The sequence below is a fragment of the Microbacterium terrisoli genome, assembly GCF_030866805.1.
Lineage (GTDB): Bacteria > Actinomycetota > Actinomycetes > Actinomycetales > Microbacteriaceae > Microbacterium > Microbacterium terrisoli.
The window spans coordinates 2,926,325-2,945,095 of the sequence record NZ_CP133019.1 but is presented as its reverse complement, the minus strand read 5'-3'; the positions used below and the strand labels follow the sequence as shown (position 1 = coordinate 2,945,095).

Below are 18,771 nucleotides of genomic sequence, written 5' to 3'. Positions count from 1 at the left end.
GAAGCACGCGCGCAAGTGATCGTCGATTCAGATTCCATCCTCGTCGTCGTGTTGAGCGAACCACTCGCCGCGCGACTCGATAAGCCAACGTTCTTCGAGCAAGTCCCTTCAGAACGGGCTTGCCAATCAGTGGGGCCAGAATTCGCGCTACGCCGCCGAAGTCCATTCGAGCCTTTCGTTCAGGGAAGAACACACCCATCCTGCCCGACGGGTACGACACTCGTGAGAATTGGCCATCCACCGCCTAGCTATGCCTTTGGGCCATCCCGTCATGGAGGAAACACCGCGAATCTCCTCCTTGCGGTCCAGGTCACGAGGCCGTCGTCGACTCTGGAGAGAGTTTCGGGCCGGCAGCCGCGCCGCGGCGACCGGGCTGCGCCGGCGTCAGGAAGCCAGCATGCCGCGCGGCAGCGATCCAGTCCCGGACGGTCGCCTGCGGGCGGTCGAAGCGCGCCGACATTCTCCGTAGGAGCCCGGCTCCCGCCACCGCCTCTTCAAGATATGCGCACGCCACTGATTCAAGCAGCTCGTCAGGCAGCGATGGGCGACCGCGGGTCGTCTGCCGCGCGGCGGTAACAGCGGATTCGAGCACCAACGTCTCCGCTGCGCTGAGCTCGTCGGGACTACGGTCGCGGCCCATGAGCACCACCACTCCTTCGGTGCGCCATTCTTCCTGCGCGAGGCGCTGTTGGGCGAGCGCCACGATGCGACCCAGGGGGAGGCGCCTCAGAAGATCGCTCGTGATCAGCGCCGGAGGCTCATCCCCGTCCGCCGGTTCGCCGGCGCCCTCCTCTACATCAACAAAGTCGCCCCAGGGATCGAAGTAGCCCCACGAGGTACGGAACAGTTCCAGTTCGGCGATCTCGAGGCCCCGGCCTCGGTTGATCAGGATGCCGTAGATGATGACGGGGAGATCCTTCGAGCGGAACACGAAGTCGCTCACGTATTCCCTCCCGCGCGGCCGCTCCTTCAGGTAGAGCTCAAGCCGTTCGACCTGGGGCACGGGTTCACCGTCCGCGCCCGGCTCCTGCCGCTCCCAGCCGGGATCGAACAGGGACCCCTTCATCAGATCTCCCAGCTGCCGGTCGCGGCTCCGCTCGTAAGAGAGGTCGCGGACAGCCGGGTGGTCAGGGCGCAGAAGGCGCTCGTCTTCTGGAGCGTCAGGGTTGGAGAAGTCGTCGGCACCGAACTCGGGTTGTGGGCTCATGCGTAAACGGTAAAACAACATGTTCGCGAACAGTATGGAAAAACCTGCCGACTTGCGCCGCGGTGATACTCGGTAAGTCGCTTTCCGGCGTCAATCTACCGTTGGGCGTCCACGGGCTCCGCTCCTCGAAAGGTGAGCGTGCAGGAAGGGTAACGGGGTCGGGTCAGCTACGTCCCTATCCGGGCAGGGGTAGCTGCCGATACCGTTTCGCCATGAAACTCGACCCAGCGGTCATCGCGGCTCTGATCGGTGCGGCAGCGGCAGTTCTCGGTGTCTTGATCACAGTCGGGACCGCGCGCCGGACATCGAGTCGGGACCTCGAGGATGCGATGACCGCGACGCTCTGGTGGTCCGCCGCAACGAAACGCTTGCCGAACGCGACGGTGCTATGACGTGTGAATACGGCGTCATGCTCCACCCAGTCGGGGACCACTCTTTTGGCACCTTCACGACTAGGACGAACACAGCCGTCTCGCTCTCGGTCCACTTCTCGACCCACCCGGGCTTGAGCTGAAGCGACATGTCGCCGGGCTCGACCTTGAACTGTGACGTGCACTTGATCTGCACGCGCGCGGCGACCCGCGGGTACTCGATGGTTCCGTCGATTGCCATGTAATCGGAATCCACGGAGCCTTCCTTGAAGTCGACGCCCGCGTGGGCGCAACGCGACTGCATGTACGCGACGCCGTATCGAGCTTTCCGAGCTTCGTCTGTGAAGTGGTGGTTGGCGGGCGTCAACAGGCGGCTCGGCGGGTTCCCCGTGGCAGCCGTCGTCATGCCCCCACTGTATTAGTCGAAGAGTCAGCCCCGCACAGTTCGTCGCGCGGAAGGGGACGGAGGCTACAGTCTCGCTACGGTTCCCCTCGGACGAGCTCAATCACTCCGGCATCCTCAAGTCGAACGCTTAGCTCGGTTGCCCAGTTCGAGAAGTACTCAAGCGCCTCGGTGAGTTCGACGAGCGCGGCGTGGTTGCTCACCTCCTGGTCAGACGCCTCCGGATCGACGCTGCCACGAGGAGAGTGGGGACCGCGCCCGAGGTACTCGTTGGCCCTGATAAGTGCCCGATCGGCGTAGCGCAAGAAGTAGTAGCTGCTGGGTTCTGCCATGGCCGCAGACTATTAGCAGGCCCAGACACGCGGAGACGCGGACGGCTTGCCCCTCTTCTGCAGGCGTGTTTCCGCCTGCAGAACTGCGTCCGTCTTGGGACGGCAAACCTGCTTGTCAGGTGGCGTCCGCGTTCGCTCCCCCACCGGGCCCTGCCCGGTAGGGGATCGTTCGTTGAGGCGGGCAAGCTCCAGGCTGGACTCGTTCGGTCTAGGCGAGGGCACGAGGCGCCAGCCCGTCAGCCGTTTTCGTCGGGTGCCTTGACGTATCCAAGTTCGTTCGGAGAATTCGCCCAGCGTACGTCACTGCTCGTGAAGAGGTAGGTACTCTCACCGCCGCCCTGACCCGGGAACGAGATGTACACGCCCACGGGAGTATCTTCCCGGTTGCCGCCTTCATCGACGAGCACCTGCTCGGCATCGGCCGCAGCACCCGCACCAATCTGTGTCCAGGCGAAAAACGTCGCGTTGTCGGTGCCGCCACCAGTCGGCGCCCACGAACAACTTACCGCGTCGTCTGGGGAACCGCCGGGAAACCGATCGAAGGGGTTCCCACCATTCGGGCGATCTTGCTGCTCCACCGATACCCAGCCGTAAACGGCAGCGTGCGCCTGAAACCCGACAGTCGAAATGTCAGCGCACGTGGCAACGACCGGCGAGGTGACCGTGGGCGAAGCAGTGGGAGACGCAGACGACTCAGGGGCACCTGAGAACGTCCGGGTCGCGGTCGGTTCCAGCATCTGCCGTCCCTCGGTCGCTGCGCTACAAGCTACGACAGTCGCCGCGATCAGGAACAGGCCGACACCACTCAGGACCCCAGTGACTTTCTTGGTCATGAGCCAAGGCTAATGACCACGGTCGTGCACAACCACCCGTGCGCAAGGGGACCGGGTTGCGGAAGCATGTACCTGGTCTACTTGCCTCCGGCGAGTGGAGGGGCGGGTCAATGGTCAGGCCGCGGCGATCTTGCAGCCTGTCGTCGCGTCGGCCGCGGTCGGCGTGGGTGGACAGTTCGTATCGCTAGCAATGGACGGTGCGGTCAGTGCGATCGTCTCCGGGCTCGATGGCCCATACCTGCGTGAGCTTGCCGGCATGTCAAGGTCGTCTCGAAGCGACGATGTGCGGGAGCCACTCCCAGCCGCCGTCGCCGAGGCGGGCCTATCGCCGGGTGAGGGTGAAGTCCCACTGATCAGTTTGCGGGCGCTGGCGATCGACGCGCTCCTTGGGCAAGTGCCTGTTCGTCGGCTAACAAGTTGGGCGCACGAGGTGATCGGTCATACCGGCATGGACGCCGCGCAGTCCATCGCCATGCTCGACGATGACCTGGTGGAGAACGGGGACCGGGCGTCGCCGACGCGCGTCTGGTGATTGAAGGATTCCTGATCTCCTCGAACCCTCTTCTTGATTGCTTCAGGGCGACGCCGGCTGGCGGCTGAGCTGTCAACCAGCACATGCGCCCAGGTTGCGCGCGAACAACTGCCTGATAGGTGGCTTCGATGAAAGCGTGGATCTGCCCATCCCAGATGATGTTATCGAACCCGACCAGACCTCGATCGTCCCGGCCGGACGATCGACCGTGCTGTCGGGCAGGCTTCCAGAATTCTCGGAGTCGCACTTGCCGCGACACTCACGGCAGCGTTCGCAATTCCGGTTGCCGCCCAGTACGAGCAGACCCCGAGAGAGGCCATGGCCCGCCGCAAGGACTCAATTGCCTAGGCTCGGTCATCGAGCAGCGACCGAATGCGGACCCGTGATCGGGTGGTGCTCGAGTCCTTGCCGAATGCTTCAATCGTCAGACGACGCAGACGACGCGGCCGGCTTGACCGGCTTGTCGTATAACCGTCGTGCGAACGGAATGAGGTGGTGAGCTTCGAACCAGCCCTTGCCTCGCAAGTGCTCCTCCCAGTTCGGCTCCGCAAGACTGTCAACGCCAATCGTGTAGTGGAGATGGTGACCCGGTACCACGATCGTCTCCGTGAGGTACCAGCCCTCCACGCGCTCGATGATGTTCACCAATGTGGGCCGGTTCCCGGCCAAAGCTTGAGCGCGAAGCCCCACCACGTCGACGAGCATGTCTGCAAGCGCCGCGACGGACTGAGTTGGCAGGTTCAGTCCAGTGCCAAGGTCTTGTCCCGCTTCTCGGACAGCGAGGACCAACCGCTGGTAAAATGCGTCAGCGGGCTCGCCAGCGGTCCACAGCGCGGTCGAGACGACCGACCCGTCGTCTTCTTCCAGTCGGATTTCCAACTCGCCGTTGGGTCCGTCGACCACATACCGATAGTGCAGATCGGTCTCCCAGACCGGGGAGCGAACCCCCTGGCGGGTGACAAGGCCGTCGGCGGTCGCCTGACGTAGCGCAGCGAGCAGACTGTCTCGGGAAGCGTCACGAGTCATGTTTCGATATACGTCCTGCGCCGCCGCAAGCTCATCGCTCTGGGCATTCGCTAGACGTTCCGTGATGTCAGCAAGAGACCGCGCGGTCTGGTCAGCGGTGCTCTTCGCCGCCAACGCGACCACGTTCGCGTTCGAAGCCACCTCAGTCACCTGGCGGAAGCCCTTGCGAACCCAATTGATAGCAAACTCGGCCGGCAGCAGCAACAGTACGGCGACGGCAACGTTTCCTAGGGTCGCGCTCCACCAAGCGTCATCGTCGCGCAACACCCATGAGAGGAAAGCGAGGCCAAGTCCGGTGACGGAGACGAGGATTGCAAAGAGCATCCTTCCCTGTCGGCGGTCCGGCTCGGGGGCGGGGACGTCGCTCATTGTCCAACCGTACCGAGCGGGCCAGGCCGAGCGCGTTGTTCCCCTCACCGACGGTTCGGCTTCGACCGAGAACTTCTTGCGGCGCACGCAGTCATACGCACGAGGCTCCTCGGAGCCGGAGCCTGTGTCGGCTCTCGAATGACTGGTGGTGTCCGCTGGTGCGACGGCCATATTCATCGCCGGGATTGCAGACGGTGGGCGCTGCTACAGCGCAGATGTGAGCGAGTGAGCACTGCGAAACGACTGTTAGGGACCGAAGCCTCAAGTCGGGCGGCGACTGAGTTGTGGGGTAGATCTCCCCTCGGGAGACCTGATAGCACCGTTAGCGGTGTGTCTTGCCCGAGTTGCGTGGTTCGGCCATGCTATGAGCATGGCTGAAACGGGGAACTCCGATAACTCGACTAACGGATCGGGCAGTGGAACCCGCACTCGACGCGCACGCACCTTCCCAGCAATGTCTTTCAAGGAGGCTCTGTTCCTTGGCGAAGCGATCCAAACACACGGTGCTGGAAAGCCGATTCGACGGCTGACGCTCCTAGAATCACTTGGTCGGTCGCCTGGTAGTGACGCCGTCCGCAAGCTGATTACGAGTAGCGGGCAGTACGGCATTACCGAGGGTGCCTATAACGCCGACTTCCTGGCGCTAACGCCAACTGGGGCGATCGCAACCGATCCGGACTACGCGACTGCAGGGCGCATTACCGCAAGGTTCCAGCTCGCGATCGAGAACGTCGCACCGTTCGCGGCCATATACGACCAGTACAAGAACAGCCGAGTGCCAAGCGTTGAAGTCTTGCGCGATGCCGCGACCGAGGCTGGCGCACACGAAGACCACGCAGCCGAATGCGTTGAGACTTTTCTCGCCAATGCTCGCGAAGTCGGACTGATTCGCACAATCGCGGGCTCCGAGCACATCGTGCCAATTGAGGCGGTTCTCGAGCAAGTTCCCGATGACGACGGCGAGGGGACCAAGCAGGAGCCGGAATCTGAGTACGGCGAACTAACCGAAGACGTGCGCGCAGAGATTGAGGCACGATTCGCACCATCGCACGAGAGAGTGCTGAAGTCCGGTAACAGGCGCGCGCCCACTGGTGCGCTCAACAAGACATGCTTTGTGGTTTCGCCGATCGGCGCGGCGGACTCGATCGAGCGTAAGCATGCTGACTTGATGCTTTCGTCGCTGATCGAACCCGCACTTGAGGGCCTCGGGCTCGAAGTGGTTAGAGCTGACCGCATCAGCAAGCCGGGCCTGATCACCGGGCAGGTCATCGAGCACATCGCACAGGCAGCGCTCGTAATCGCGGATCTCAGCTTCGCCAACCCGAATGTCTACTACGAGCTTGCATTGCGGCACGCGGCGCGCAAGCCGGTGGTCCAGATCATCCGAACTGGTGACAAGCTTCCATTCGACGTGGGCCAATACCGCACGGTCGAGATAGACATGACCGACATCTATGTGCTGGTGCCGAAACTCGATCTTCATCGCCAGGAAGTTACTCGGCAAGCGCGAGCTGCCTTGGCCGACGGTGCGAACACCGAGAGCCCACTGTCGCAGTTCTACCCTGCGTTCTGGGACCACATCGAGCAGCCGAAAGAGGGCCAAGGGGTGCACGCCTAGTGAGACCGTTTGGCCTCCGGGCCGGTTCTACGGCCGCCCGCCAGAATCCTCCGGCTCAAATCTCACGTCTGGGCGGGTCGCGCACGCGCACGAACTGAAGGAGCGATTCGAGCGGGCGCTACTGGGGCGAACAGCCGGACGGCCTTTCACAGCCCATAGTCGAATGGCGGTCCATCTACGCACGCCGACGAGGGGCCGCGGGCTTCTGGGCGTCAGCCTTCGTAAGCGGTCTTTCAAGCTACCTCATCCATCAGGAGAACATGCGTTCGCCAGGGCCCGAATCTCGGCCGCAGCGTCCCGAATCGGGCGGTACTTGGCGTAGTAGCGTCATTGGCCTTTGGTGCCTGGGGAATCTACGCGTTCTACCAGGATCACCCGCGTCGACGCCTCGAGTACTACTCGACGATGCAAAGACTCATCTCGGACGAATGGAGTGCCAACGCACTCGATGTCTTCTACAAGGGAGTGCGGCTGGACAATCCCTACATGCTTGAACTAAAGATTGAGTCCAATTCTCGCGCCGAGATCGGTTCACAACTCTTCGACCAAGATCGGCCGATCGCCGTTCTAATCGGTAGCCGCGCGATCCTGGTTAGCAACCGTCACGGGAACGGGCTCTCGGTCACGCGCGTGCTCAACATCACCGGGGGCCGATCTGTAGTGGAACTTGGCCCGCAGAAGATCGAGCGCGACGCAAACCCTATGTGGCTCTATTGTCAACAGGACGACCCACGGTGACCCTGCTTCGATCGCCACTGCCCGACAAGATAAAGATCGTCGAAGTACCGAGGCCGGAGCTGCGGAAGGGCTGGTGGAGCGTTGCGCGCGAGGGCCTTGGTGTGATTGCTGGCGGCGTTGGGATCGCTATCGCTGCCTTTCTCATCTTTCGTGGTGTCCTGGCTTTGATGGCTTAGTGGTCTCGGCCCCGCCGCGCGACTCGACGTCGAGTTCATGAAGGATGACCCCCTGTGAGGTGCCTCGCAAAGGGATGACGATCGAACGGGCTGAGATCCACCCGCGAGGCTCCCCTTTCGAGCACAGCGCGTAAGGGCATCCACGGTGCGCATGCCGGGTCCTCCCTGCGCCGATCACACTCCGACGCGATCGATGACCTAATCGGGGTCACCTAACTTTTCGCGCCGTCCCCGCTGTTCCGCGATTCCGCGCCACGCTGTCGTGCTGGCCATGGTCGCCGAGTTCGAACGCGATCTGATCAGCATGCGAACGAAAGAAGGGATGGCGGTCGCCCGCGCGAAGGGACATCTGAAAGGGAAGCAGCCAAAGCTGTCGGTGGCGCAGCGCAAGCTCATGTTCGACGTTCAGGATCGGGGCGAGTACACCCCGACCGAGATCGCCGACCTCTTCAACGTCTCTCGCGCCACGATCTACCGCGAACTGCAGCGCCGCCGCGTCGCTTTCCTCGCCTCGTGCGAAGCACACATCTTCTGACCGCAGCACGGCAGCAGCGAGCACATTCTGAGGCTCGCGTACGGATTCTCAGCCGCTGATCGGAATGACCCTTACTGGCTCGGCAGCGGAGCCGTGGCGGCGTTCGGTGAGGGACCGGCTTGCGGGCGGCCTGACCAGGGCGTCAGCGCGATCCATGGCTGCCGATGCCTACGGTGCGTGCCTAGATGTTCCTCACCGGGTCGTCCTTGAAGCGAGCAAGCTCGTCGCGCCACGCTGCGACTGCTGCTGCTGAGCGGGATCCGCGGCGATACTCGTCGAGACGAACCTTGAACTGCTCAACCCATCGATTGAACCTCTCCACGATCTGAGTGCGCATTTGATGGTCCGCCAGCGAGCCGATGCCGTCTTGTTCATGCTTCCAGTTCGTTTTCGCTGCCGCGTACAAGACAGCGCCCTTGTAATGCTCGTCGGATAGCCAGTCGATCAACCACGGTTCATCCCCTTCATCGATGGCGTCGATGACGGTCTTCAGCATTGCGATCCGTTCGACCACTGCGTTTCCCGCTGCGAAGTCAGCTTCATGCAGGACAAGAGGGCGGAGCACTTCGTCGAATCGTCCCAGAGATGCCACTTCACTGGTCGGTGCCAGAACTGCTTCGATTGTCGCATCGGCCGGCAGAACCGCCGCGGCAATCTTCTCTGCGATTGAAGGAATGTCGTCGCGTGCGGTCTCAAATCCGGCGAGGTCCGGCAGGATCCCGCTGTACTCCTCGACCTCCTTGAAAGTGACTCCATGCAGCACAGGGATCAGCGTCTCCTTCCGAAGGAGAGCGCCGAGCTCTCGCTCTGTCCAAAAGCGGCCGACAAGGTACGCGGGGGTGAGTAGCACGATCCCGGCTCGCGCCTTTCGGAGGCCCTGATCCATCTGAAGCGACTGGCTCTTCCCGGGAACGATCGCGACCTCGTCGAACCAAACGCGCACCCCTAGTGCTTCGAGTGCCGACCGCAAGGCGTCGGCCGCGTCAGCGCCATCGATGCGCGCGTAGCTAAGGAAGACATCCCACTCGCGCTCGTCGCGCGAGACTAGCGACCCCTGGACGCGATCAGCGAGTGCCTGCTCGGACGGCGTGTACCGCCGCCCAGTACCTGTGGACCGAAGTTGCTTCTGCAGGTCCCCGATCACTCGGGCGTTGTGCGAGTTCACTCGGCGTACCTCCTGGTTGTGCGCGTTCACCTGCTGATTGAACTGATTCACCACCTTCTGGTTGTGGGCGCGAACCTTCCGGTTGTACTCGTCAACCGCGCGCTGATTCTTGCGGTTGACCTCGTCAACCTGCCGCTTGACCTGAGCTTCAGCTTTCCGCTGAGCGGCTTGCAAGTCGCGCTTGAACTTGTTGGCGTCGAACTTCGCCATTGACGTTCTCCCTCCCGAGGACCATGTGGGTCCTCATTTTTGGGGACATCCTGACATAGACCACCGACGTTCTCGTAGCCACGTTGAGCGCGCCTTACCCCGAAGAACATCCACGAGGATGCCCATACGCCGGTCCGCTCGCGTGCGCAAGCCCGTGATCTAGCGAATGCGAGCCCCGCCACGATAGGACCGGCTGAATGAGCGCCGATGAGACACCGACACAGGTGTTCGCTAAAGGTTCTTGCTCAACTCCTCGAGAATCTGCTTCTTTCGCTTCTTCTCAATCCCAGGATCGAGGACCTGAATGAACTCAAGGTCAGTGAAGCCGTCGCCCTGGCGCCGGTTCTGTGGCGGCTCAAGCGCTGCGATGAAGAGCGCCTCCAGGGTGTTGATAAGCGAGTCGAGACTCACAGTCGCGGACGGCGAGAAGTCTGCGAGCCCGTCTCTGTCACTGCGCGAACTCCGAACCAGGAGAACCTGTCCCATCGTCCGCTAAGCCGGTCTCGCGTGTGTTCACGTAGTCGCTTCGCAAGTCGAGGTTCATTGACTCGTCCGACGTAAACCAGACGGCTGCCGTCGTAGAGGATATAAATGCCGGCCTGCGTTCCGAAATCCACCGCGGTGCTTCCGGCGAGTTGAACGCCAAACAGCTTGGGCGCTCCCGAGGTCCAATCGACTTCGATGCGTCGCCAGAACAACCCGAAGGCATTCAGTAGCCCCGGCTCATTTTCGGTGAGCTCGGTTCCGGACCTACTCGGGGGCGGCTCTCCGTCTGAGTCCGCGTGTTCCGGAGAATCTGTGGCTTCAGCGAGGGTGCTGTTTGGCGGATATCTGTAAATGCCTCTCGACCTCGTCGCGCAACGGGGGCTGAGAGAGGACCGACCCAACGGTCGTATTTGGGGTCGCTCCGACTTTCGTGCTTGTCAACGATCGTCTGTGCAATCTCGGAAGCGCGCATGGGCTCGCCCTGTTCGCTCAGCACCCTCCTGATGGCGTCGATCCAGGGTCAGGCATGCCGTCAGTATGACGTACGCGGGCCGCTCGTCCGGAGTGATGCCCGGAGGCCGAGTGACGGTCGTCCAACGCGCGACCGATGTATCGAAATCCACGCTCTATGAATGAAGGGTCGGTACGAACTCATGTAGCCGCGGCGATTGCCCGTGTACCTATCGGCTCGCGGTAGCGTCGACGATCGAACGGGAGGTCGGAGACTGGTGGTCACTCTTCTAGCGCACTACACGAGCAGCGTAGGCATTCGAGGAATCGTAGAGGGCGGTTCGCTCTGGGCGAGCCACGTCGCGTTCCTCAACGACGCTTCCGAATTTCGGTACGCATTCGATGTCTCGCGCGACATCATTGAACGCATCACGATTCTCAACCAGGTCTGGCAGCCCAAACATCCCGAGTTGGCTGAGTTGATCACCTCTGAGACCACTCATCTCCAGCGTGGCGGCCTGCCGGACGTGTTCGTAACATCACTGTCAACTCTGAGCGAGGATCTCAGTCAGTGGCGTGGGTACACACACCCGGGGGACGGCTACACCATCCAGTTCGACGCCGAAGCACTCGAGCATCATGTTGCCTCGCTTGGTTGGCGTCTGGTACCCGTCGTGTATGGGCCATCGGCGGACATGGCCGTGGCCTACACGGCAGTGGATGCGTTCACGAGGCTCGACAACGGAACATATGCGACGAGCCGTGAAGCATTCGACGCGTTCACGCGAGACCTCGCTGTGCTCGCACCGACGCTCAAGGATCATGCATTTGAACGCGAGAGCGAGTGGCGGCTCATTTCGCCGCTAGGCGTGGACCCCTCGCAGGTCAAGTGGCGGTCCGGTCCCAGTTTTCTGGTTCCCTATGTCGAGGTGCCGTTGCCTTCCCCTGACTCGGGCGTGGTTCTCGGATTCGGGGTCGGCCCCGGACCAAACGGAGACCTCGCGAGTGCGTCACTACTCAAGTACGTACACCAGATGGGATATCACGTCGGCGTGGGGGTGCCTGGAATCCCGTATCGCCCTTGGTAGGTAGGTGCGGTCGCCGACGTGGGCCGCACGCAGAATGACCTCCGGACACGACGCGATTGAGAGGCGCTACGCGTACGCGCGACGGTCCCGCCCTGGGCACTGCTCGAAGATACTAGGTCGAGTCCGCCCTGTGACCATGCGCGGGCTCCACGATCGTCAACTGGGCGAGGCGCTCGCAATTCGCGCCGGACGAGTCAATCGGCCTGTCGCCGCTCGGGCACCGGATCACGGCATAATGGGTTGGCTGTGTGGTTATAGCTCGACGGATGAATGGCGGTGTGACATGCGCGCGTTCCTGAGCTACCCGTATGGGGTCGACGTTTCGTTCGTGTCCATGGCGATTCGAGATGCGAACTGGGATCTCGTGGATCCGGTCACTGTATCGGGGCCGATGCTCGTCTCGATCAGGAGCATGATTGCCAGTGCTGATGCTGTAGTCGTTGCCGGTGGCGGTCCCGAGTCACATGACTCGGGAGCCTTGCTGGTTGAAGTAGGAATCGCGCTCGGACTAGGGAAGCCAGTACTCGTGGTCTGGGAGGAATCGTCGTCGCCGCCGCCCGGGCTACCGCCCGAGCTACGAGTGTCGCGACTGGGACTTCGTAACCTGGATGCGCTGAGATTCCACATCGGAGTGTTTCTTGCAGATGTACGGGCCGGATCGCGATCCGTGCGTGCCAAGGTTCCCATCCATGCCTCGCGGGGCGATCTCGACCGCCTCGCTACGCAACTCGATCGCCTACAGGCCCGGCCGTCCATCCCAGAGACCGACTTCGTTCGCTGGATTGAGGACCTGTTCAGAGCGGTCGGGTCCAAGTCGGTCCCGTCACCTCGTCCCGACGATCGTGGCTTCGACTTGGTTCTTTCGGCCCCCCCATTCTCGGACCTCGACGGTCCCGTGCTCGTGGAAGCCAAGACGCACTGGCCCCCAGGGGATCAGCTCAGACGCGTCACGAATCGACTGGCGGACGTTGTGGCGAGCGAGCGAGCGGGTCTTGGCATCGTTGTAATTCTGTCGAAGCCGGCGAAGCCGATAGGCACCTGGTTGGGCTCGCCGTCATCGAGTGTTTCGGTATTCAGCGCGAACGATCTGCTCGACGGCATCTCTTCAAAGGGTTATCTCCCTGACCTCCTGTTTACAACCGGATGGCCGCCGGAGCCTGACGAATGACTCAGTTCCAGGAGGAGGTCGCGCGAATACTCCATGAGGCCGAGGATCCCGACTTGGATTCGCAGGCTCGCGGAAGAAAGTTCGAAGAGCTTCTCATCTACATGTTCGACTCAGTCGACGACTCGTTGGTCGCGGGGAACGTAACCAGCGGCTTCGCGGCAGAGCAGATTGACATCGCGGTCTCCAACAGGGGTGGTTTCCCTGGTTTGCCTTCCCAGTTCCTTGTGGAGTGCAAGAACTACAGTTCGCCTTTGGACAGCAAGAGCGTTGGCTACTTCCTTTTCATTTGCCTCTCGCGTAGGGCTGAACTCGCCGTGATAGTTGCCAAATCCGGACTCACCGGCAACGCCGCAGAACAGAATCACGCGCTATCCCTCGCGAAGGCTGCGGCGCCGATGGGGTGTCGGATTGTCGTGATAACTCGGGAGGACATCGTGTCGCTGTCGTCGCCCAGTGATCTGGTGGACTTGATGGAGACGCGCTACCTGATCGCCTTCGCCAGTGGAGGAGTGGGCCAGTAGCTACGCGGCAAGCGGCAGCTGGCTCCGTCACCTGACTCAGGCGAGGCCCGGTCGACAAGAAACCGACCTCCGGACGAAACATGGGCGCGTGGTGAAGCCACCAGATCGGTGTCGAGGGAGACGGTGTTCCGGCCCGTTCGCCGGTCGGTCAGCAGGCAGTGCGTTCCCACGTCCATGGCACGGTCTCGGTCACTTTCAGGAGACCTGCACGTTCGAGAATAGGCCGGGAGAATTCGGTGGAGTCCGAGTGGACCCAGCGGACGCCTCGTGACATCGCCGACCGGACGCGAGCAGCGGTTAGAGCACGGTAGATGCCGCGGCCTCGATACTCCGGAAGCGTCGCACCTCCCCAGATACCGGCGAACGCGGTGGCGACGATCGGATCGATGCGGCCCGCGCTGACGATACGGCCGCCAACCTCTGCCGCCCGCAGTTCGACGTATTCGCCGTTTGACTGGCGTGTAAGGATCGCAGACAGCATCCGCTCCGCACGTGGCGAACCGCCGAAGACGGCGTCCTGCATGTCCAGTGTCGCGCGCATCTGCTCAGGGTTAGTCAGCAAGCGAACGTTCACGCCGGGTGGCGGTTGGCTGCCGATCAAACTTCGACGCCTCGCCCAGCAGCATTACCGACTCGGGCTCGGCCGCGACGAATCCGGCCGAGCTCAGCGCCGTCTCGAGGCCAGGCGTGTCGTCGTGGGTACGGGTCTTCCACTCCGCGTAGTGGATAGAACGGCGCTCCGACACCGGTGCAGCGACCTCAGCAACACGCGTCTCCGGCTCGTCGAGCTCGTCGTAAGTGACGAACAGCCGCCCGCCGCCGAGCAATGCAATCCACAACGGACCGAGTCGCTGGACTTCCAACACACCCTGCATCTCAGCGGCGGTGCGCAGGTGCGCGTCATACTCAGCGAGAAGGTCAGCCACCCGTCCAGGTTATGTGCGCCGCGTGCTCCCACGCACACGCAACTGCGTCCGTTTGAGGATCGGCCTAAGAACTGCGCTGATTGACGTCGCCGACGAGGGCGCCGGATGATGAGTGGAGCCCGGGCGCCCGTTGGAGTAGTGAGGGCGTCATGTGCTCTCCCGGCACTGAGGTCGTCCTCGCGAACGAAGTGCTGTCCGTCTCCCACCTAGACGGAGCTCGACCTGCAGCCGTAGCGGCCTCCGGAAGTTGGAAGATTTCTGGAAGAAGCGAGTCAAAACGCATTGCTCTGAACACGCACGAACACCACTGAACTCAGCCTGGACATGCCCGCGAATCCGCATGAAATCAAGGGATTCCAAGCCAGCGCTCCCTACTACATCGGCCGCCTTCAGCATTCAAATCCCCCCGTCTCCGCCGAAAATCCCGGCCGATCCCGGGATTTTTTCTCGACGTGCCGTGTTCGAGGGTCCACACTGATGGATATCGGTCGCACCCGGCCGATGCTGGTCGCGTCCGCCGGTGTTCGTGGCTCCTCCCGATCGTCGGCCGCGCCGAGCCGATGGAGACGCCATGCTGGTCCAACCACCCGACGCGGACGCGGTCGAAGGCCACGCCGCGGACATGTACGCGGGCGACATCGCCGCCGACGGCTTCGTGTTCGGCTACACGCAGGTGATGGCCGTCAATCCGGATGCACACGCGGCCTTCGAAGCGCTCATTCGCGCGATCGTGCCCTCGATCGGGATGCGGGTGTATGAGCTTGCGACACTCGGCGCTGCCCGCGGCATCCGCTCGCCGCACTGCCTGCTCGCGCACGGCCGTAAGACCCTGCGTGCGGGGTTGATGGATGAGGACCAGCTGGCGCGCGTGGGCCGCGACTACCGCGACGCCGGGTTGGATGCCGCGGACCTGGCCGTCATGGCGTACGCCGAGAAGCTGTCGACCGACGCCGCGGCGATGACCGACGACGACACGCGCGCGCTGCGCGACGTGGGCTTCAGCGACCGGCAGATCGTCGACATCACCCTCGCCGCCGCGGCGCGGAACTACTTCAGCCGCGCACTGCTGGCCCTCGCCGTCCCGGTCGAGGCGGTGCCGGGGATCGAGGGCGACCTGGCTGGGGCGCTGCTGAGCCCCTGTCAGGACTCGGCGGGCCCGGACAGGTAGTGCTGGATCGCCGGTGAGATCTCGGCGACCAACTCGCGCCGCATCCTCTGGTCGGTGGCACCCGCGATGCCGTCCGCATCGCGCAGGCGCGCACCCATGACCTCGAAGAGCATCTGCGCCGCACGGTCGGAGGTGACGGCCGAGCGTACCAGCGACAGCAGGATCGGACGGGTCGCCGACTCTTCCCAGAGCCGCAGATAGGTGTCAACGAGCCGAGCCCCCAGGCCCGCGGCATCCCCGTCGAGACTGGCCAGCATGCGTTGTGGAACCGTCGACTTCGGCAAAGCCGTTCTGCAGGCCCTCGTCACGGTGCCCGCCGTCTGGACCGTCGTCGCCGTCTCGGTCGCCGTCGTCGGGGCGCGGTCGCAGGTGAGCATCGCCGCATGGCTCGGGGTGCTGGCATCGTTCGTGCTCACCCTGGCGATCAGCCCGTTCTGGCACATCCCGGTTCAGAAAGGTGGATCGGCGCCGAGCTCGGCGGAATCCGCGGTGACCCGCGGCGGCGGTTCGGTGTATCCGAACGTGGCGTACACAATCGTGCGGAACGCGTCGTTCGGGTCCGTCGTACAGTACCCAGTCGGATATCGCACCTGGACCGTGCCGTCGGCGCGCCGGTCGTGTGTGAGCAGCGTGACGTCTTTCAGCGTGTGGTCGGGGTCGCACAGCGGGTCAAGGTTGCCGAGGTTCGTGGCGCCGCGGCCGGGTCCGTGATACGCGCAGTGGTGGTCGATGTCGCCGTCGACCGCGAGGCGATCGCATCCGTCACGCAGGCAGGTGCCGTGGGCCAGCGCCAGCCACGCGCGCTGCCCGGGGGTGGCCGCGCGGGATCGGCGATCCATGTCGAGGATGATCCCGGTGACCGGGTCGGTGATGACACGGGTGAACGCGCCGACGTCGATGAGGATCTGCCGGGCGGTGGCGTCGTCGATCGTGCCCTGCCCGGGGATGAGGCAGTCCCGGTTCAGGTTCAGGCCGGCCCCGACCGGCCCGTCGCCGACCGGCCCGTCGCCGACCGGCCCGTCGCTGTCAGGCTCACTGCTGCCGGGTGTGCCGGTGCGGGCGGTCGCCCGTGCGTCGGGAGCGAGCTTGTCGAGGGGAACGGTGACGAAGACTTTGGTCTTGACGATCGGGTCGCCCGTGGCTTCGCCGGTGAGCAGGGCGGTGGCAAGGTCGGCGCGAATCTGCGCATGGGTGCGGCCATCGCGCTCAGCCTCGGTCATGCCCTTCGCGGTCGCGCTGACGGAATGGTCAACGGCGTGGGCCGTGCGGGTGGGCATGAGCAGGCACAGCCACGACATGCCGTCGGCGACGTCGTCCACGTACAGGGTCCGTTTCGCGAACGCGTCGGTGTGTCGCTGCGTGCGGGTGCGCGCGGTGAGCTGGTCAGTCAGGTCGCGCGCCTTGCGCTTCGTGTAGGCGGCGGATGCGTGCAGGGCGACCTCGGTCATCACCCGGTCGAAGAGATCGAGCAGGTCCGGGTAGTCGGTGAGTGCGGCAACCTGAGCGAGCATCGCGTCGACGTGTGCGATGGTGAGCAGTCCTTCGCAGGCGGCGTGCCATGCGCGCGGCAGCTGTTCTTTGGCGCGGTCTGCGGTGGCTGCCAGCGTCCGGACCTGGTGTTCGGACAGACCCAGACGGGATGCGGCTTCGTCGGCCGCACACCGTACCGCCAGTGCCGCCGGGCCGCCCAGCCGTGTTGTGGCCTTCCGCATGGCCCGGTCCACTCGCAGGCCCAGCGGGTCATCGGCGTCCACGTCCGCCCGCACATACGTTGCGGGGTTTTCGCCAGCGAATCGGAGTACGTCGGCGAGGGCCTCGCACCGACGAGCGGCACGCCGGTTCGTGTCGTATTGTTCAGCCTCGGCGTCATGGAGCAGGGTGTTCAGCACGTACACGTCGTCGACGTGCATCGTGTCGGAGAGTCCCTGTCGTTCCATGGTGCCAGTATAGCAGATATGTTCGACACCGTAAAGCAGGAGATTCGAATATTTTTCACGGTGCTCGTGATCTCGTCAGGCGGTGCCGCGCTCGTCGAAGACGCGCTTGGCCTTCATCTCGCTCTTCGGAAGCGTTCCGGCGGCGACCACCTCGACGTCGGCCCGCACCTCGCAGCGCGCGTGGATCTCGTCGTACACGATGCGGCCGATCGCCGGATCGGCATGTTCGACGACGACCTTCATCGTGTCCAGGCCCGCGTCGGTCTTCGTGAGCCGGATCTGGAACTCGTCGCCAGTTCCGGGCACGGCCCGGACCGCCTCTTCGATCTGCACGGGGAAGAACTTGATCCCCCGGATGTTGATCAGGTCGTCGGAGCGTCCCGTCATGCAGCCGATGGCACGCACATGGCGGCGCCCGCAAGCGCATGGCTCGTAGGAGAGCGTGGTGTAGTCGCCGACGAGGAAGCGGAGCTGCGCCGCGCTCTCGGAGTTCAGATTCGTGCAGACGGAGATCCCGCTGACGCCGTCGGCCGTGGGTGCGAGGGTGTCGGCATCCACGGTCTCCCACACCTGGATGTCTTCCATGAGGTGGATGAAGGGCTTTTCGCCGGACTGGTACTCCGGGCACGAGTACCCACCGCAGTGCGGGGATGCTTCGGTGCATCCGTAGAACTCGACGGCTGTGGCATCCCACAGATCCTGGATCCTCTCCAGCGTGCCCTTCACGCCTGAGAACGGCTCGCCGCCCTGCACGATCCATCGCACCGAGGTCGCGGCGGGATCCATCCCCATGTCCTGCATCGTGCGCGCAAGGTACAGCGCATAGGACGGCGTGCAGATGAGCACCCGCGGCTCGAACCGCTGGATGAGGCCGGCGCGGGCCCTGCCGTCCATGCCGCCGCCCGGGATGACGGGCAGGCCCATCTTCGCAAGCGCGTACTGCACGCCCCAGGCGAACACGTGCGGACCGAATCCGACCATGGGCAGTGCCGCATCGCCCCGTCTCAGCCCGCCGGAGTACAGCGCGCGGGCATTGGCCTGTTCCCAGTACTTGCGATCGAAGTGCGTATACCGGAACGGCCTCGGCACGCCGGTCGTCCCCGACGAGGAGAACAGCATCCACCCCCGGTCGTCCCACTCCTGCTGACCGCACGTCGAATACGTGCCGTAGGGCGGATGCTCGGTGACGTCGGCCATCATCTCCTGCTTGGTGACGACGGGCCAGTTCGCAAGCATGGAGTCCACCGAGTGGATGTCGGTCGGAGCCACGCCGAGTCGATCGAAGCGCGCGCGATAGAAGGCGCTGTTCTCGTAGAGGAAGGGTGCGACCGCCGCGATCTTCTCGTCTTGGACGTCGCGGATGCGATCCCGGGACCACGTGTCCTTCTCGGACCAGTAGTCGCTGTTCAGCGGCGTCTCCCGATCCTCGTGGAACGTCTCCAGCACCGACTTCCACGTGTTGCGTGTCTCTTGCGCGGCGAAAGCACCCGTCATCACGTCCTCCTCGACCTG

The 18,771-nt window shown here is 63.6% G+C and carries 20 protein-coding genes; 8 read left to right on the top strand and 12 right to left on the bottom strand.

Annotated features, from left to right (window positions below; genetic code table 11):
• Positions 1-310 precede the first annotated feature (310 nt).
• The 4 genes from QU603_RS13360 to QU603_RS13345 form a co-directional block, all read right to left on the bottom strand.
• Positions 311-1,207: a hypothetical protein gene (locus tag QU603_RS13360; protein WP_308491870.1), complete on the bottom strand. Its 897-nt coding sequence runs from the start codon at positions 1,205-1,207 to the stop codon at positions 311-313.
• A gap of 279 nt (positions 1,208-1,486) precedes the next feature.
• Positions 1,487-1,984 (bottom strand): DUF4365 domain-containing protein, encoded by a 498-nt coding sequence (locus QU603_RS13355; RefSeq protein WP_308491869.1) that lies wholly within the window; start codon positions 1,982-1,984, stop codon positions 1,487-1,489.
• 74 nt (positions 1,985-2,058) lie between these two features.
• Positions 2,059-2,313: a hypothetical protein gene (locus QU603_RS13350; RefSeq protein ID WP_308491868.1), complete on the bottom strand. Its 255-nt coding sequence runs from the start codon at positions 2,311-2,313 to the stop codon at positions 2,059-2,061.
• Between the two features lie 236 nt (positions 2,314-2,549).
• Positions 2,550-3,146 (bottom strand): hypothetical protein, encoded by a 597-nt coding sequence (locus QU603_RS13345; protein ID WP_308491867.1) that lies wholly within the window; start codon positions 3,144-3,146, stop codon positions 2,550-2,552.
• Between the two features lie 94 nt (positions 3,147-3,240).
• On the opposite strand from QU603_RS13345, the gene QU603_RS13340 reads away from it, so the two are divergent.
• The gene (locus tag QU603_RS13340; RefSeq protein ID WP_308491866.1) at positions 3,241-3,678 is read left to right on the top strand and encodes a hypothetical protein; all 438 of its coding nucleotides are present in this window, start codon (positions 3,241-3,243) and stop codon (positions 3,676-3,678) included.
• A 417-nt stretch (positions 3,679-4,095) separates the two neighbouring features.
• Here the strand turns inward: QU603_RS13340 and QU603_RS13335 are convergent, their stop codons facing one another.
• Positions 4,096-5,073 (bottom strand): hypothetical protein, encoded by a 978-nt coding sequence (locus tag QU603_RS13335; RefSeq protein ID WP_308491865.1) that lies wholly within the window; start codon positions 5,071-5,073, stop codon positions 4,096-4,098.
• A gap of 454 nt (positions 5,074-5,527) precedes the next feature.
• Between QU603_RS13335 and QU603_RS13330 the strand changes: the two genes are divergently transcribed.
• The 3 genes from QU603_RS13330 to QU603_RS13320 all read left to right on the top strand — a co-directional run bounded on the left by QU603_RS13330 (position 5,528) and on the right by QU603_RS13320 (position 8,140).
• Positions 5,528-6,691 carry a hypothetical protein gene (locus QU603_RS13330; protein ID WP_308491864.1) on the top strand — a complete coding sequence of 388 codons (1,164 nt, stop codon included), beginning with the start codon at positions 5,528-5,530 and terminating at the stop codon, positions 6,689-6,691.
• Positions 6,692-7,096: 405 nt separating this feature from the next.
• Positions 7,097-7,429 carry a hypothetical protein gene (locus QU603_RS13325; RefSeq protein WP_308491863.1) on the top strand — a complete coding sequence of 111 codons (333 nt, stop codon included), beginning with the start codon at positions 7,097-7,099 and terminating at the stop codon, positions 7,427-7,429.
• Between the two features lie 447 nt (positions 7,430-7,876).
• Complete coding sequence (locus QU603_RS13320; RefSeq protein ID WP_308491862.1) at positions 7,877-8,140, top strand: helix-turn-helix domain-containing protein; 264 nt, start codon at positions 7,877-7,879, stop codon at positions 8,138-8,140.
• Positions 8,141-8,321: 181 nt separating this feature from the next.
• Here QU603_RS13320 and QU603_RS13315 read toward each other — a convergent pair whose 3' ends face one another.
• Together QU603_RS13315 and QU603_RS13310 are read right to left on the bottom strand one after the other, a co-directional pair.
• Positions 8,322-9,515 (bottom strand): TIR domain-containing protein, encoded by a 1,194-nt coding sequence (locus QU603_RS13315; protein ID WP_308491861.1) that lies wholly within the window; start codon positions 9,513-9,515, stop codon positions 8,322-8,324.
• Between the two features lie 231 nt (positions 9,516-9,746).
• A complete protein-coding gene (locus tag QU603_RS13310) occupies positions 9,747-10,001 on the bottom strand; it encodes a hypothetical protein (RefSeq protein WP_308491860.1) in 255 nt (84 codons plus the stop codon).
• Between the two features lie 728 nt (positions 10,002-10,729).
• Here QU603_RS13310 and QU603_RS13305 point away from each other — a divergent pair.
• The 3 genes from QU603_RS13305 (at position 10,730) to QU603_RS13295 (ending at position 13,228) form a co-directional block, all read left to right on the top strand.
• Positions 10,730-11,539 carry a DUF2971 domain-containing protein gene (locus QU603_RS13305; RefSeq protein ID WP_308491859.1) on the top strand — a complete coding sequence of 270 codons (810 nt, stop codon included), beginning with the start codon at positions 10,730-10,732 and terminating at the stop codon, positions 11,537-11,539.
• A 283-nt stretch (positions 11,540-11,822) separates the two neighbouring features.
• Positions 11,823-12,707, top strand: a complete 885-nt coding sequence (locus QU603_RS13300; RefSeq protein WP_308491858.1) for a restriction endonuclease — start codon at positions 11,823-11,825, stop codon at positions 12,705-12,707.
• Entirely contained in the window at positions 12,704-13,228 is a 525-nt protein-coding gene (locus QU603_RS13295) for a restriction endonuclease (RefSeq protein WP_308491857.1), read from the top strand. The genes QU603_RS13300 and QU603_RS13295 overlap by 4 nt, the downstream gene beginning before the upstream one ends.
• 148 nt (positions 13,229-13,376) lie before the next feature.
• On the opposite strand, the gene QU603_RS13290 is transcribed toward QU603_RS13295, so the two are convergent.
• Positions 13,377-13,769, bottom strand: a complete 393-nt coding sequence (locus tag QU603_RS13290; protein ID WP_308491856.1) for a GNAT family N-acetyltransferase — start codon at positions 13,767-13,769, stop codon at positions 13,377-13,379.
• A 10-nt stretch (positions 13,770-13,779) separates the two neighbouring features.
• Complete coding sequence (locus QU603_RS13285) at positions 13,780-14,154, bottom strand: hypothetical protein (protein WP_308491855.1); 375 nt, start codon at positions 14,152-14,154, stop codon at positions 13,780-13,782.
• Positions 14,155-14,725: 571 nt separating this feature from the next.
• Here QU603_RS13285 and QU603_RS13280 point away from each other — a divergent pair.
• Positions 14,726-15,322 carry a carboxymuconolactone decarboxylase family protein gene (locus tag QU603_RS13280; protein ID WP_308491854.1) on the top strand — a complete coding sequence of 199 codons (597 nt, stop codon included), beginning with the start codon at positions 14,726-14,728 and terminating at the stop codon, positions 15,320-15,322.
• Here QU603_RS13280 and QU603_RS13275 read toward each other — a convergent pair.
• The 3 genes from QU603_RS13275 to QU603_RS13265 form a co-directional block, all read right to left on the bottom strand.
• A complete protein-coding gene (locus QU603_RS13275; RefSeq protein ID WP_308491853.1) occupies positions 15,295-15,738 on the bottom strand; it encodes a TetR/AcrR family transcriptional regulator in 444 nt (147 codons plus the stop codon). The two genes, QU603_RS13280 and QU603_RS13275, sit on opposite strands and share 28 nt — an antisense overlap.
• Positions 15,739-15,771: 33 nt before the next feature.
• Entirely contained in the window at positions 15,772-17,259 is a 1,488-nt protein-coding gene (locus QU603_RS13270; RefSeq protein ID WP_308491852.1) for a 13E12 repeat family protein, read from the bottom strand.
• A 75-nt stretch (positions 17,260-17,334) separates the two neighbouring features.
• Positions 17,335-18,753: a phenylacetate--CoA ligase family protein gene (locus QU603_RS13265; protein ID WP_308491851.1), complete on the bottom strand. Its 1,419-nt coding sequence runs from the start codon at positions 18,751-18,753 to the stop codon at positions 17,335-17,337.
• Positions 18,754-18,771: the final 18 nt, after the last annotated feature.

Coding starts and splice junctions, on each gene's coding strand:
- QU603_RS13345 (WP_308491867.1), bottom strand. CDS start 3,146: ATGACCAAGAAAGTCACTGGGGTCCTGAGTGGTGTCGGCCTGTTCCTG.
- QU603_RS13295 (WP_308491857.1), top strand. CDS start 12,704: ATGACTCAGTTCCAGGAGGAGGTCGCGCGAATACTCCATGAGGCCGAG.
- QU603_RS13310 (WP_308491860.1), bottom strand. CDS start 10,001: ATGGGACAGGTTCTCCTGGTTCGGAGTTCGCGCAGTGACAGAGACGGG.
- QU603_RS13270 (WP_308491852.1), bottom strand. CDS start 17,259: ATGGAACGACAGGGACTCTCCGACACGATGCACGTCGACGACGTGTAC.
- QU603_RS13320 (WP_308491862.1), top strand. CDS start 7,877: ATGGTCGCCGAGTTCGAACGCGATCTGATCAGCATGCGAACGAAAGAA.
- QU603_RS13350 (WP_308491868.1), bottom strand. CDS start 2,313: ATGGCAGAACCCAGCAGCTACTACTTCTTGCGCTACGCCGATCGGGCA.
- QU603_RS13280 (WP_308491854.1), top strand. CDS start 14,726: ATGCTGGTCCAACCACCCGACGCGGACGCGGTCGAAGGCCACGCCGCG.
- QU603_RS13325 (WP_308491863.1), top strand. CDS start 7,097: ATGCAAAGACTCATCTCGGACGAATGGAGTGCCAACGCACTCGATGTC.
- QU603_RS13335 (WP_308491865.1), bottom strand. CDS start 5,073: ATGAGCGACGTCCCCGCCCCCGAGCCGGACCGCCGACAGGGAAGGATG.
- QU603_RS13360 (WP_308491870.1), bottom strand. CDS start 1,207: ATGAGCCCACAACCCGAGTTCGGTGCCGACGACTTCTCCAACCCTGAC.
- QU603_RS13300 (WP_308491858.1), top strand. CDS start 11,823: ATGCGCGCGTTCCTGAGCTACCCGTATGGGGTCGACGTTTCGTTCGTG.
- QU603_RS13265 (WP_308491851.1), bottom strand. CDS start 18,753: ATGACGGGTGCTTTCGCCGCGCAAGAGACACGCAACACGTGGAAGTCG.
- QU603_RS13330 (WP_308491864.1), top strand. CDS start 5,528: ATGTCTTTCAAGGAGGCTCTGTTCCTTGGCGAAGCGATCCAAACACAC.
- QU603_RS13315 (WP_308491861.1), bottom strand. CDS start 9,515: ATGGCGAAGTTCGACGCCAACAAGTTCAAGCGCGACTTGCAAGCCGCT.
- QU603_RS13290 (WP_308491856.1), bottom strand. CDS start 13,769: ATGCGCGCGACACTGGACATGCAGGACGCCGTCTTCGGCGGTTCGCCA.
- QU603_RS13355 (WP_308491869.1), bottom strand. CDS start 1,984: ATGACGACGGCTGCCACGGGGAACCCGCCGAGCCGCCTGTTGACGCCC.